The organism is Bradyrhizobium sp. LTSP885 (assembly GCF_000938305.1).
Lineage (GTDB): Bacteria > Pseudomonadota > Alphaproteobacteria > Rhizobiales > Xanthobacteraceae > Bradyrhizobium.
Genome location: NZ_JYMT01000019.1, coordinates 11,718 through 26,279 on the forward strand (window position 1 = coordinate 11,718; position 14,562 = coordinate 26,279).

Annotated in this window: 6 protein-coding genes; all 6 read left to right on the top strand. The window is 63.0% G+C overall.

Translation table 11 applies throughout. From position 1 onward, the window contains the following. Window positions 1-224: 224 nt before the first annotated feature. The 6 genes from rplJ to UP09_RS12705 all read left to right on the top strand — a co-directional run bounded on the left by rplJ (window position 225) and on the right by UP09_RS12705 (window position 14,531). The gene (gene rplJ / locus UP09_RS12680) at window positions 225-743 is read left to right on the top strand and encodes a 50S ribosomal protein L10 (RefSeq protein WP_044538530.1); all 519 of its coding nucleotides are present in this window, start codon (window positions 225-227) and stop codon (window positions 741-743) included. 53 nt (window positions 744-796) lie between these two features. Then, on the top strand, window positions 797-1,168 hold the full coding sequence (gene rplL, locus UP09_RS12685) for a 50S ribosomal protein L7/L12 (protein ID WP_044538531.1): 372 nt from the start codon (window positions 797-799) through the stop codon (window positions 1,166-1,168). 444 nt (window positions 1,169-1,612) lie between these two features. Next, on the top strand, window positions 1,613-5,731 hold the full coding sequence (gene rpoB, locus UP09_RS12690) for a DNA-directed RNA polymerase subunit beta (protein ID WP_044538532.1): 4,119 nt from the start codon (window positions 1,613-1,615) through the stop codon (window positions 5,729-5,731). A 131-nt stretch (window positions 5,732-5,862) separates the two neighbouring features. Beyond that, window positions 5,863-10,065 (top strand): DNA-directed RNA polymerase subunit beta', encoded by a 4,203-nt coding sequence (rpoC, locus tag UP09_RS12695; protein ID WP_044538533.1) that lies wholly within the window; start codon window positions 5,863-5,865, stop codon window positions 10,063-10,065. Between the two features lie 179 nt (window positions 10,066-10,244). Then, window positions 10,245-12,302, top strand: coding sequence for an FAD-dependent oxidoreductase (locus UP09_RS12700; protein ID WP_044538534.1), 2,058 nt, complete (start codon window positions 10,245-10,247; stop codon window positions 12,300-12,302). 180 nt (window positions 12,303-12,482) lie between these two features. After that, a complete protein-coding gene (locus UP09_RS12705) occupies window positions 12,483-14,531 on the top strand; it encodes an ABC transporter ATP-binding protein (RefSeq protein ID WP_044538535.1) in 2,049 nt (682 codons plus the stop codon). The last annotated feature ends 31 nt before the right edge of the window (window positions 14,532-14,562 follow it).

Genomic DNA, 14,562 nt, shown 5'->3' on the forward strand with positions numbered 1-14,562 from the left:
GATTTTCGCATTCACGCAGCGATCGCATCGCGGCTGGATGCTGATTTGGTTCGAACCTCGACAACCCAGAGCCGCAAGGTTTTGGGAGGGCAGGCTTCTAGATGTCGTCTTGCCCGGCATGTCCCGGGGACTTCGGTCCCTGAGATCAGGTTTTGGGCGGGACGATGGGTGCAACCCGGCGGTCCTGCCTTCGCGGAAAGGCCGCCAACCGGAAAGAGCTTGCTGTGGAACGAGCGGCAAAAAAAGAGGCGGTCGAACAGCTCAACGAGGCCTTCAAGGCCACGAGCGTTGCGGTCGTCGCTCACTATTCCGGCCTCACCGTGGCCCAGATGCAGAAGCTGCGCATGCAGATGAAGCAGGCGGGTGCGTCGGTGAAGGTCTCGAAGAACCGTCTTGCCAAAATTGCTCTTGAGGGCACTGACGTCGCTGCCATCGGCTCCCTGCTGAAGGGGCCGACTGTGATCGCTACTTCAAATGATCCGGTCGCGGCGCCAAAGGTTGCCGTCGAATTCGCCAAGGCGAACGAAAAGTTCGTCATCCTTGGCGGCTCGATGGGTAAAACCGTCCTGAATGTCGACAGCGTGAAGGCGCTTGCCTCACTGCCGTCGCTCGACGAACTGCGCGGCAAGATCGTGGGCCTCCTCGTGGCGCCGGCGACCAAGCTCGCTCAGCTGTCCAACGCGCCCGCGGCCAAGCTCGCACGCGTCATTCAGGCTTATGCCTCAAAGAGCGAAGCGGCCTGACCCTTCGCTAATCTCAAACCTGGTTCGAACCATACGTTTAAGGAAACAGATCAATGGCTGACTTGCAGAAAATCGTCGACGACCTCTCGGGCCTCACCGTGCTCGAAGCCGCCGAACTCGCGAAGCTCCTCGAAGAAAAGTGGGGCGTCTCCGCCGCTGCCGCCGTTGCGGTAGCCGGCCCGGCTGCTGCCGCGGCTGCTCCCGCTGAAGAGAAGACCGAGTTCACGGTCATGCTCACCGCCGCCGGCGACAAGAAGATCGAAGTCATCAAGGAAGTCCGCGCCATCACGGGCCTCGGCCTGAAGGAAGCCAAGGACCTCGTCGAAGGCGCGCCCAAGGCCGTCAAGGAAGGCGTCAACAAGGACGAAGCCGAGAAGGTCAAGGCCCAGCTCGAGAAGGCTGGCGCGAAGGTTGAACTCAAGTAATGCGCGATCCGGGAGCGTCGCAGGGCGCTCCCGGACCATGCAAATGGCGTGCGACGGGTTGTCGCGTCTTGCGCCGGACACAAAAAAGTGTGGGGATTTCGTGGACTTAACCCTCGAATCTCCTTTATTGCCTTCCCATATCGGGATGGCAGCGGAAAAACACGGTCGGTGGCGGGAACGGCAGGGTTCTCGGCGTGCGCCGTTGGGAGACAGTCAAATTTCGGGCTTTTTCAGTCCGTGAAGCGGAAGGTTTAGACGGGCGGGTGCAGGCATGCGCCCCGCGCGTCGTTTTGCGTTTTGGAGGCTGCAGGACCGTGTTGGGGATTTAATTCCTGAGCCCGGGCTTCGTTCCCTTCGAGACGGTTCGAAAATTCAACCCGGGGCCGATGGCAGTCGAGTCCCGGAAGGTTCGCCAGACAAAGGCGACGAAAATGAGAGGCCACGATGGCGCAGCAGACATTCACCGGTCGCAAACGCGTACGCAAGTTTTTCGGTCACATCAAGGAAGTCGCCGAGATGCCGAACCTCATCGAGGTTCAGAAGGCGTCCTATGACCAGTTCCTGATGGTTGACGAGCCGGTTGGCGGGCGCCTCGACGAGGGCCTGCAGGCGGTGTTCCGCTCGGTGTTTCCGATCTCGGATTTCTCCGGCACCTCGATGCTCGAATTCGTCCGCTACGAATTCGAGCCGCCGAAATATGACGTCGACGAGTGCCGCCAACGCGGCATGACCTTCGCGGCACCCCTCAAGGTGACGCTGCGCCTGATCGTGTTCGATATCGATGAGGAAACCGGCGCCAAGTCGGTCAAGGACATTAAGGAGCAGGACGTCTACATGGGCGACATTCCGCTCATGACGATGAACGGCACTTTCGTGGTCAACGGCACCGAGCGCGTCATCGTCTCGCAGATGCACCGTTCGCCCGGCGTGTTCTTCGACCACGACAAGGGCAAGACCCATTCGTCCGGCAAGCTGCTGTTTGCCGCGCGCGTGATTCCGTATCGCGGTTCGTGGCTCGACATCGAGTTCGACGCCAAGGACATCGTGTTCGCGCGCATCGACCGCCGCCGCAAGATCCCCGTGACCTCGCTGATGTACGCGCTCGGTCTCGACGGCGAGCAGATCCTGTCGACCTTCTACAAGAAGATCGCTTACAAGCGGACCAAGGAAGGCTGGCGCGTCCCGTTCGACGCCAACCGCTTCCGCGGCTACAGCACCATCAACGATCTGATCGACGCCGACACCGGCAAGGTCGTGCTCGAGGCCGGCAAGAAGCTGACCGTGCGCAGCGCGCGCCAGATGCAGGAGAAGGGCCTCAAGGCGCTGCGTCTGTCGGACGAAGAGCTGGTCGGCAATTATCTCGCCGAGGACCTCGTCAATCCGAAGACCGGCGAGATCTATGCCGAAGCCGGCGAGGAAATCACCGAGAAGTCGCTCAAGGCGCTGAACGAGCAGGGCTACAAGGAACTGCCGCTGCTCGACATCGACCACGTCAATGTCGGCGCCTACATCCGCAACACGCTGCATGCCGACAAGAACATGACGCGTGAGGACGCGCTGTTCGACATCTACCGCGTGATGCGTCCGGGCGAGCCGCCGACGCTGGATTCGGCGCAGGCCATGTTCCAGTCGCTGTTCTTCGATTCCGAGCGCTACGACCTGTCCGCGGTCGGCCGCGTCAAGATGAACATGCGCCTCGAGCTCGATGCGCCCGACACCCATCGCACGCTGCGCAAGGAAGACATCCTGGCCGTCATCAAGACGCTGGTCGACCTGCGCGACGGCAAGGGCGAGATCGACGACATCGACCACCTCGGCAACCGCCGGGTGCGCTCGGTCGGCGAGCTCATGGAGAACCAGTACCGCATCGGTCTGCTCCGCATGGAGCGTGCGATCAAGGAGCGCATGTCGAGCGTCGATATCGACACCGTCATGCCGCAGGACCTGATCAACGCCAAGCCGGCGGCCGCCGCGGTGCGCGAGTTCTTCGGCTCCTCGCAGCTCTCGCAGTTCATGGACCAGACCAACCCGCTGTCGGAGATCACCCACAAGCGCCGTCTTTCGGCGCTTGGCCCGGGTGGTCTGACCCGCGAGCGCGCCGGCTTCGAGGTGCGCGACGTGCATCCGACGCATTACGGCCGTATCTGCCCGATCGAGACGCCGGAAGGCCCGAACATCGGTCTGATCAACTCACTGGCGACGTTTGCGCGCGTCAACAAGTACGGCTTCGTCGAGACGCCCTATCGCAAGATCAAGGACGGCCGCGTCACCGAGGAGGTCGTGTATCTCTCGGCGATGGAAGAGGGCCGTTATCGCGTGGCGCAGGCCAACGTGCCGCTCGACGCCAAGGGCCGCTTCACCGAGGACCTGATCATCTGCCGTCACGCTGGCGAAGTGCTCCCCATTACGCCGGACAAGGTCGACTACATGGACGTGTCGCCGAAGCAGCTCGTTTCGGTGGCCGCGGCGCTGATCCCGTTCCTCGAGAACGACGACGCCAACCGCGCGCTGATGGGCTCGAACATGCAGCGCCAGGCGGTGCCGCTGGTTCGTGCCGAGGCGCCGTTCGTCGGCACCGGCATGGAAGGCGTGGTGGCCCGTGACTCGGGTGCGGCGATCGCCGCGCGCCGCTCGGGCGTGATCGACCAGATCGACGCCACCCGCATCGTGATCCGCGCCACCGAAGATCTCGATCCGACCAAGTCGGGCGTCGATATCTACCGGCTGATGAAGTACCAGCGCTCCAACCAGTCGACCTGCATCAACCAGCGTCCGCTGGTGAAGGTCGGCGACATCGTCAAGAAGGGCGACATCATCGCCGACGGTCCGTCGACCGATCTCGGCGAGCTCGCGCTCGGCCGCAACGTGCTGGTCGCGTTCATGCCGTGGAATGGCTACAACTTCGAAGACTCGATCCTGCTCTCCGAGCGGATCGTGAAGGACGACGTCTTCACCTCGATTCACATCGAGGAGTTCGAGGTGATGGCCCGCGACACCAAGCTCGGTCCTGAGGAAATCACCCGCGACATTCCGAACGTTTCGGAAGAAGCGCTGAAGAACCTCGACGAAGCCGGTATCGTCTACATCGGTGCGGAAGTGCGCGCCGGCGACATCCTGGTCGGCAAGATCACGCCGAAGGGCGAAAGCCCGATGACGCCGGAAGAGAAGCTGCTCCGCGCTATCTTCGGCGAGAAGGCTTCCGACGTCCGCGACACCTCGCTGCGCGTGCCTCCGGGCGTGCAGGGCACCATCGTGGAAGTTCGCGTTTTCAACCGGCACGGCGTCGACAAGGACGAGCGTGCGCTGGCGATCGAGCGGGAAGAGATCGAGCGTCTGGCCAAGGACCGCGACGACGAGCAGGCGATTCTGGACCGCAACGTCTACAACCGCCTCGCCGAACTGCTGGAGAACCGCCAGGGCATTTCCGGCCCGAAGGGCTTCAAGAAGGATACCAAGATCACCCGCGCGGTGCTCGACGAGTATCCGAAGTCGCAGTGGTGGCTGTTTGCCTCGCCGAACGACAAGCTGATGGCCGAGATCGAGGCCATGCGGAAGCAGTACGACGAGTCGAAGAAGGGCCTCGAGCAGCGCTTCCTCGACAAGGTCGAGAAGCTGCAGCGCGGTGACGAATTGCCGCCCGGCGTGATGAAGATGGTCAAGGTCTTCGTCGCGGTGAAGCGCAAGATCCAGCCCGGCGACAAGATGGCCGGCCGTCACGGCAACAAGGGCGTGGTGTCGAAGATCGTTCCGATCGAAGACATGCCGTTCCTTGAGGACGGTACGCATGCCGACATCGTGCTCAATCCGCTCGGTGTGCCCTCGCGCATGAACGTCGGTCAGATTCTGGAGACGCATCTGGGCTGGGCCTGCGCCGGCCTCGGCAAGCGCATCGGCCAGACCATCGACGCCTACTATCAGAGGCAGGATCTCAAGCCGTTGCGCGAGACCCTGAAGAAGATCTATGGCGAGGATGAAACCATCAAGTCGCTGAACGACAATGAGCTGCTCGAGCTCGGACACAATCTGCGCCACGGCGTGCCGATTGCCACCCCGGTGTTCGACGGCGCCAAGGAAGCCGATATCGAGGAGATGCTGAAGCTTGCGGGCTTCGACGCCTCCGGCCAGTCGACCGTCTATGACGGTCGTACCGGCGATCAGTTCGATCGCAAGGTGACGATGGGCTACATCTACATGCTCAAGCTGCACCATCTCGTGGACGACAAGATCCACGCGCGTTCGATCGGTCCGTACTCGCTCGTCACCCAGCAGCCGCTGGGCGGCAAGGCGCAGTTCGGCGGCCAGCGTTTCGGCGAAATGGAGGTCTGGGCACTCGAGGCCTACGGTGCCGCCTACACGCTGCAGGAAATGCTGACGGTGAAGTCGGACGACGTCGCCGGCCGTACCAAGGTGTACGAGGCGATCGTGCGCGGCGACGACACGTTCGAGGCCGGTATCCCGGAATCGTTCAACGTGCTGGTCAAGGAAATGCGCTCGCTCGGCCTCAACGTCGACCTGCACAATTCCAAGGTGGCACCGGGGTCGACGTCGGAAGCGGCCGAGTAACGCTTAAGAATTTCATGTCCGGCGCTCAAATGCGCCGGGCATTCGTGCTCCGTTCGGACGCTGAGCGGGCGCGGGCTGAATAGAAGTTTCGAATTTGCTGCCGGTGACGATCGGCACGCGAGGAGAAGACCATGAACCAAGAAATTATGAATCTCTTCAATCCGACGACGCCGGCTCAGGTCTTCGACCAGATCCGGATTTCGATCGCGTCTCCGGAGAAGATTCTGTCCTGGTCCTACGGCGAGATCAAGAAGCCGGAGACCATCAACTACCGTACCTTCAAGCCGGAGCGTGACGGCCTGTTCTGCGCCCGCATCTTCGGGCCGATCAAGGATTACGAGTGCTTGTGCGGCAAGTACAAGCGGATGAAGTACAAGGGCATCATCTGCGAAAAGTGCTCGGTCGAGGTGACGCTGTCGCGCGTCCGGCGCGAGCGCATGGGCCATATCGAACTGGCAGCACCGGTTGCGCATATCTGGTTCCTGAAGTCGCTGCCGAGCCGCATCGGCCAGCTGCTCGACATGACGCTGAAGGATCTCGAGCGGATCCTGTACTTCGAATATTACGTCGTGCTGGAGCCGGGTCTGACCGCGCTCAAGGACCGTCAGTTGCTGTCGGAAGACGAATACCTGAAGGCGCAGGACGAATACGGCCAGGACAGCTTCACCGCCATGATCGGCGCCGAAGCGATCCGTGAACTGCTGAAGGGGTTGGAGCTCGAAAAGCTCGATGCGCAGCTGCGCGCTGACATGGCGGAGACCGACTCCGAAATCAAGCACAAGAAGCTCGCCAAGCGCCTGAAGATCGTCGAGGCCTTCCGCTACTCCGGCAACAAGCCGGAGTGGATGATCATGACGGTCGTGCCGGTGATCCCGCCGGATCTGCGCCCGCTGGTGCCGCTCGACGGCGGCCGCTTTGCGACCTCCGACCTCAACGACCTCTACCGCCGCGTCATCAACCGCAACAACCGCCTGAAGCGGCTGATGGAGCTGCGTGCGCCCGACATCATCATCCGCAACGAAAAGCGCATGCTGCAGGAGGCCGTCGACGCGCTGTTCGACAACGGCCGCCGCGGCCGTGTCATCACCGGCGCCAACAAGCGACCGTTGAAGTCGCTCGCCGACATGCTGAAGGGCAAGCAGGGCCGGTTCCGTCAGAACCTGCTCGGCAAGCGCGTCGACTATTCGGGCCGTTCGGTGATCGTGGTCGGTCCCGAGCTGCGCCTGCATCAGTGCGGCCTGCCGAAGAAGATGGCGCTCGAGCTGTTCAAGCCGTTCATCTATTCGCGGCTCGACGCCAAGGGCCTGTCCACCACGGTGAAGCAGGCCAAGAAGCTGGTCGAGAAGGAGCGTCCGGAGGTCTGGGATATCCTCGATGAGGTGATCCGCGAGCATCCGGTGCTGCTGAACCGCGCGCCGACGCTGCATCGCTTGGGCATCCAGGCGTTCGAGCCGGTGCTGATCGAGGGCAAGGCGATCCAGCTGCATCCGCTGGTCTGCGCCGCCTTCAACGCCGACTTCGACGGCGACCAGATGGCCGTGCACGTTCCGCTGTCGCTCGAAGCGCAGCTGGAAGCACGCGTCCTGATGATGTCGACCAACAACATCCTGCACCCTGCGAACGGCCAGCCGATCATCGTGCCGTCGCAGGACATCGTGCTCGGTCTCTACTACGTCTCGATCATGCGCGAAGGCCTGCCCGGCGAGGGCAAGACCTTCGGCGACATGGCCCAGCTCGAGCACGCGTTGCACTCGAAGGTCATCCACCTCCACACCAAGATCAAGTACCGGTGGGACGGCATCGGCGAGGACGGCAAGCAGTCGCGTCGCTGGATCGAGACCACCGCCGGCCGCGTCATGCTGGGCACCCTGCTGCCGAGGAGCCCGAGGGTCCCGTACGAGATCATCAACAAGCTGATGACCAAGCGCGAGATCTCCGGCGTCATCGACCAGGTCTATCGTCACTGCGGCCAGAAGGAGACGGTGATCTTCTGCGACCGCATCATGGCGCTCGGCTTCTACAACGCGTTCAAGGCCGGCATCTCGTTCGGCAAGGACGACATGGTCGTGCCGCACAGCAAGTGGAAGATCGTCGAAAACACCCGTACGCTGGCGAAGGATTTCGAGCAGCAGTACAATGACGGTCTGATCACCCACGGCGAGAAGTACAACAAGGTCGTCGACGCCTGGTCGAAGGCGACGGAAGAAATCGCCAAGGCGATGATGAAGGAAATTTCCGCCACCAAGCGGACGGCAAGCGGAGCGGAAGCCGAAGTCAACTCGATCTACATGATGGCGCACTCCGGTGCGCGTGGTTCGCCGGCGCAGATGCGCCAGCTCGCCGGCATGCGCGGCCTGATGGCCAAGCCGTCGGGCGAGATCATCGAGACACCGATCATTTCCAACTTCAAGGAAGGTCTGTCGGTGCTCGAGTACTTCAACTCGACCCACGGCGCCCGCAAGGGCCTCGCGGATACCGCGTTGAAGACCGCGAACTCGGGTTACCTGACCCGCCGTCTGGTCGACGTCGCGCAGGACTGCATCATCACGCAGTCCGATTGCGGCACCAAGCTCGGCATCAAGATGCGCGCCATCATCGATGCCGGCACCGTGGTTGCCTCGCTCAGCTCGCGCATCCTGGGCCGCACGGCCTGCGATGACGTGCGCGATCCCCTCACCAACAACGTTGTCGTCAAGCGCGACACGTTGATGGAGGAGAGCCACGTCGACGCGATCCAGCAGGCCGGCATCCAGGAAGTGAAGATCCGCTCGGCGCTGACCTGTGAGCTCGTCAACGGCATCTGCGGCATGTGCTACGGCCGCGATCTCGCGCGCGGTACTCCGGTCAACCACGGTGAGGCCGTCGGCGTCATCGCGGCGCAGTCGATCGGTGAACCCGGCACGCAGCTGACGATGCGCACGTTCCACATCGGCGGCGCGGCGCAGCTCAACGAGCAGTCATTCGTCGAATCGAACTTCGACGGCAAGATCGTGATCAGGAACAAGGCGATCTTGCGTAACAGCGAAGGCCAGCTGGTCGCGATGGTGCGCAACATGGTGGTTGCGATCGTTGACGCCGACGGCACCGAGCGTGCGACGCATCGTATTCAGTACGGTTCGCGCATGCACGTCGACGAGGGCGACACGGTCAAGCGCGGCCAGCGCATCGCGGAGTGGGATCCCTATTCCCGCCCGGTGCTCACCGAGGTCGAGGGTACGATCGGGTTCGAGGATCTGGTCGAGGGCCAGTCGATCTCGGAAACGCTCGACGAGTCCACCGGTATCGCCAAGCGCGTCGTCATCGACTGGCGCTCGACGCGCGGCGGTGCGGACCTGCGTCCGGCCATCGTGGTCAAGGGCAAGGACGGCAAGGTGCTGAAGCTCGCGCGCGGCGGCGACGCCCGTTACATGCTGTCGGTCGACGGCATTCTGTCGGTCGACACCGGCGCGAAGGTGAAGGGTGGCGACATCCTGGCGCGTATCTCGACCGAGAGCGCCAAGACACGCGACATCACCGGCGGTCTGCCGCGGGTGGCTGAGTTGTTCGAGGCTCGCAAGCCGAAGGACGCGGCGATCATCGCGGAAATCGCGGGCACGATCCGCTTTGGCCGTGACTACAAGAACAAGCGCCGCATCTCGATCGAGCCGATGGACAAGACCGAGGAGCCGCGCGAGTACCTGATCCCGAAGGGCAAGCACATCCACTTGCAGGACGGCGATATCGTCGAAAAGGGCGACTTCATCGTCGAAGGCAATCCGGCACCGCACGACATTCTGGCGATCAAGGGCATCGAGGAACTCGCTGCCTATCTGGTCAACGAAATCCAGGAGGTCTACCGGTTGCAGGGCGTGCTCATCAACGACAAGCACATCGAGGTGATTGTTCGTCAGATGCTGCAGAAGGTCGAGGTCACCGATCAGGGCGACACCGACATGATCTCGGGCGAGCAGGTCGACAAGATCGAGTTCGACGCGCTCAACGTCAAGGCAAAGGAAGAAGGCAAGAAGATCGCCACGGGAACGCCGGTTCTGCTCGGCATCACCAAGGCGAGCCTGCAGACCCGCTCCTTCTTCTCGGCGGCGTCGTTCCAGGAGACCACGCGCGTGCTCACCGAAGCGGCCGTCAACGGCAAGGTGGACCCGCTCGAAGGCCTCAAGGAGAACGTCATCGTCGGCCGTCTGATCCCGGCCGGCACCGGCGCCTCGATGGCGCGGCTCCGCGAAGTTGCGGTGAAGCGCGACAAGCTGATCATCGACGAGCGCGAGAAGCAGCAGGCGGCGATCGTGCCGACGGCACCGGAAGCGGAGCCGCTGGCCCTGCCGCCGGCGGAATAGGCGCCCGTGAGACTACGGTATTGACGAAAAGGCCGGCTTCGCGCCGGCCTTTTTGCTGCTTTCTTTGCCTGCTGCGGTGCAGGGACGCGCTTTGTTCATCTTTCCTTCAGGGTGAAAAGCGCTTTTGCTAGGGTGACTTAGACCGGCTGCTTGGCAGTTCCGGAGACGACGGAATTCAAATGCTTGACTTGGCTATCGTAGGCGGCGGCCCGGGGGGGCTGATGAGCGCTTGGTATTTGAAGCGCAAGCTCGGCGACCTCTGCCGCATCACCATTTTCGAAGCGTCGGGCCGGCTCGGCGGCAAGGTTCTCACGCGCAAATTCGAAACCGCGCCCGCGATGTACGAGGCCGGCGTCGCAGAGATCTACGACTACTCGATGACCGGGCCCGACCCGCTGCGCGAGCTGATCCAGCATTTCGGGCTGCAGACGATTCCGATGGATGCCGAGCAGGTGCAGCTCGACGGCGAACTGCTCGCCGATGTCCCGGGCATGCGCCGCAAATACGGGCCCAAGACCGCTTCTGCGATCGAGTCGTTCCGCAAGCGCTGCGCCGATCTGGTTTCGCCGATCGAATATTATGAGGGCGTCGGCGCCCACGACAACGAGCACCCCTGGGCCTACAAGACAGCCGAGCAGGTGCTCGACGAAGAGGTCGATGATCCCATCGCCAAGCGCTTCTTCAAGGTGATGGCGCGCTCCGATATCGCGACCGAGAGCCACAACACCAACGGCCTCAACGCCCTGAAGAACTACGTGATGGACGTCGACGGCTATATCGGCCTGTACTCGATCCAGAACGGCAATGAACAGTTGATCGAGTGCCTGCGCTCGGAAGTCGACGCCGACATCCAGCTCAACCATCGCGTCCTCAAGGTCGGCAAGGTGGCCAGTGGCCGCTACCAGCTCAACATGATGAACGGCAAGGGGCCGGAGACGCGCGACTTCGATCTCGTGCTGGTCTGCCTGCCGCATTCCTGGCTCGCCACCGTGCGCTGGGACGGCGAGGCGCTGCGCCAGTCGATGGTCAAGCACGTCGCCTATTTCGACCGGCCGGCGCACTATCTGCGCGTCTCGATCCTGTTCGACGAGCCGTTCTGGGGCGAGAAGATCCCGGGCGCCTGGTTCATGTCGGAAGCGTTCGGTGGCTGCTGCGTCTACAATGAAGGCGCGCGCCACGATGTCGGCAAGCACGGCGTGCTGAACTGGCTGATCGCGGGCTCCGACGCGCTGGCGTTCGCCAACCTCAGCGACCAGGAGCTGTTCGAGGCCGCGCTGAAGTCGCTGCCGGCCTCGCTCGGCAACGCGCGCGAGCATTTCCTGGAAGGCAAGATCCATCGCTGGCTGTCGTCGGTCAACGCGCTGCCGGGCGGCCTGCCGGCGCGCGACGTCATGACCAATCATCGCCCCGAGCCCAAGCAGCATCCGGGCATCGTGGTGGTCGGCGACTATCTGTTCGACTCGACGCTGAACGGACTGCTCGACTCCTCCGACGCGGCGACCGACATCATCCTCACCGAGTGGATGCGGCTGCGCCGCGCCCGCTCGCAGGAAGCGGCGAGGGTGTCCGACAAGATCGACCGCGGTTACTTCGAGAATTACCGCGGGCAGGGTCCGTACAGCGAAGCCTGGCACAACTTCACCGACCCGGCCTATCTGATGGACCTGATCAAGACGGTCTGGGGCAGGGCGAAGGGCTACAAGCTGCTGGTCGCCGGCTCCGCCAGCGGCGAACTCGTCGGCGCGCTGCGCGAACGCGGCGTCGATGCCTGGGGCATCGAGAACAACCGCACGATCCACAGCAAGACGCCGAAGGCGCTCAAGAAGTACAATAAGCTCGGCTCGGTCGTCGACATGCCGTTCAAGGCCAATGAATTCGACTTCGTGTTCGAGACCTCACTGTGCCATCTCGGCGAAAAGCAGGTCGCGCGTGCGGTGCGCGAGTTCAACCGCGTGGTCAAGACCGGCCTGGTGTTCGGTTCGGTGACCTCGGACATGGCGCCGGCGCTGATCGATCGCTACGACCTGCTGCGCGGCGTGAAGAAGCTCGGCACCTGGTGGGAATGGTCGGAGTTGTTCTTCGGCAACGGATTCGATCTGTCGATGCACCGCCGCGACTGCACCGACGCGCTGTGGGCTCTGACGCTTGCAGCAGGCAAGGGGCCGGGTCAGTGGTACGCCGACTCCGACAGCCTGCGCTATTCCTTCTTCGACAAGGTCGAAGCCGACGACGACTAGAGCCGTTTTCGTTCCGACGGAATCGGAAACGATTCGGTCCTCACTTGGCTTGGTGCGGCGCGTCCGCCGCGCCAAACGCTTTGCCGAATTGATCCTGATCGCATAGGATCGCGGCCGCAGCGCTTGTCGCCTGCGATTTCGATTTGCGGTCATGCCGGCCGTGGAGCATCGGTTGGTTTCATGGCGCCAAAGCCTCCCGCATCTGACGATCTGAAACCGGCCGTTGCCGATGATCCCGAGCTGAAGAAGAAGGTCGCGGCGGCGTCCGGCGCGCCTGTGTCGGCTGCTTCGGCGAAGGCGTCCGCTGCGCCGGCGGACGACGACGATGATGAGGATGACGACGAGCTTGAGCTCGACGACGATGAAGACGACGAGGACCTCGTCGTCTTCACGGCCAAGGAAGCCGCCGGCGCGCTCTCCACGATCTTCGCTTTCGTCAAGCCGTTTCTGGCCAGCTACAGGAGGCTGTTTGTCTTCGTCGGCTTCGGCCTGGTGGTCGAGACGTTGTTCAACGTCATCATGCCGCTCAGCCTGAAATTCCTGATCGACGACGCGCTCGGCGAGGAAGACTTCCAGGCGCTCTACAAGATCCTCGGCGTGCTCGCGGTCGCGGGCATCGTCACCTCGATCATCGCGGTCTGGTATGAGCGCTGGGATGCGCGGCTTGCCGCCGGCATCATCTCCGACGTCCGGACGCGGTTGTTCGACCATCTCCAGAACCTGCCGTCGTCCTATTTCGCCCGTACCAAGCGCGGCGAAATCCTGTCGCGCTTCTCGATCGATCTCGCGGCGTTCGAGGGCTCGGTCAAGAGCTTCGCCAACAGCGCGGCGTTGCCGGTCCTGGAGTTGGTCGCGGGCATCATCCTGATGCTGTTCCTGAACTGGCAGCTCGCGGTGGTCGCGTTGCTGGTGTTTCCGATCACGCTGATCGGCCCACGCATCCTGACCCCGAAGGCCGTGCACGCCAACTACGAACAGAAGCTCCAGGAGTCGGCGCTGTTGGGGATGGTGCAGGAGAACGTGGCGGCGCAGGCGGTGGTGAAGGCGTTCAACCTGCAGCGCCGCGCGCTCGGCTGGTTCACCATGCGCAATCGCGATGTGCGGGCGAGGGCGGCCTCCGCCATGTTCCTGTCGACCATGGTGGAACGTACCGTCACCATTTCGGTGCTGTTGCTGCACCTCGTGGTGCTGGCGATCGGAGCGTATCTGGCGACCAAGGGGCAGATCACCGTCGGCACCTTCGTGACCTTCGAGAGCGCGTTCTGGGAGGTGTCGTACAACATCGCCCATATCATGCATTTCATCCCGGTCTCGATCCAGTCGGCGGCGGCGGTGCGGCATATCCAGGAGATGCTCGACGAGCCGACCCGCGGCGCCGACCGTCCCGGCGCGCCCGATCTGCCGCGCATCACCCACGACATCACCTTCGAGCACGTCACTTTCCAGTACGAGAACGCGCAGACCCCGGTGCTCGACAATCTCAGCCTCAAGCTCAATGCCGGCAAGAGCATCGCGATCGTGGGCCCCAGCGGCTCCGGCAAGAGCACGCTGCTCAACCTGATCCTGCGCCTCTACGTGCCCGACGAGGGCCGCGTCACCATCGACGGCGTCGACATCCGCCGCGTGACGCGGGAATCGCTGCGGTCGAGCATGGCGGTGGTCTTCCAGGAGAACATGCTCTTCAACATGTCGATCCGCGAGAACATCCGGCTCGGCAAGGAAGGCGCGACCGACGCCGATGTCGTGGACGCAGCCAAAAAAGCGGAGATCCACCGCTTCATCATGAGCCTGCCGCAGAAATACGACACGTCGGTCGGCGAACGCGGCGACACGCTGTCAGGCGGCCAGCGCCAGCGCATCGCGATCGCGCGCGCGATCATCCGCAATCCGTCGGTGCTGCTGCTGGACGAGGCGACCTCGGCGCTCGACCAGACCACGGAAGCCGCGATCAATCGCACGCTGCTAAAGGTCTCCAAGGACCGCACCATGATCTGGTCGACGCACCGCCTGACCTCGGTGGTCGAGATGGACGAGATCATCGTGATCTCGGGCGGCAGGGCGATCGAGCGCGGCTCGCACGCCGAACTGCTCGCCGTGAACGGCGTCTATCGCAAGCTCTGGGACGATCAGGGGCAGGCGCTGCACAGCGCGGCCGATCCGGCCGACGACGATGAAGACGAAGATGATGACGACGATGACGATGACGATGAGGGGGATGACGAAGAATAATTCCTCGTATTCGCTTTGCTGTCGATCGCTC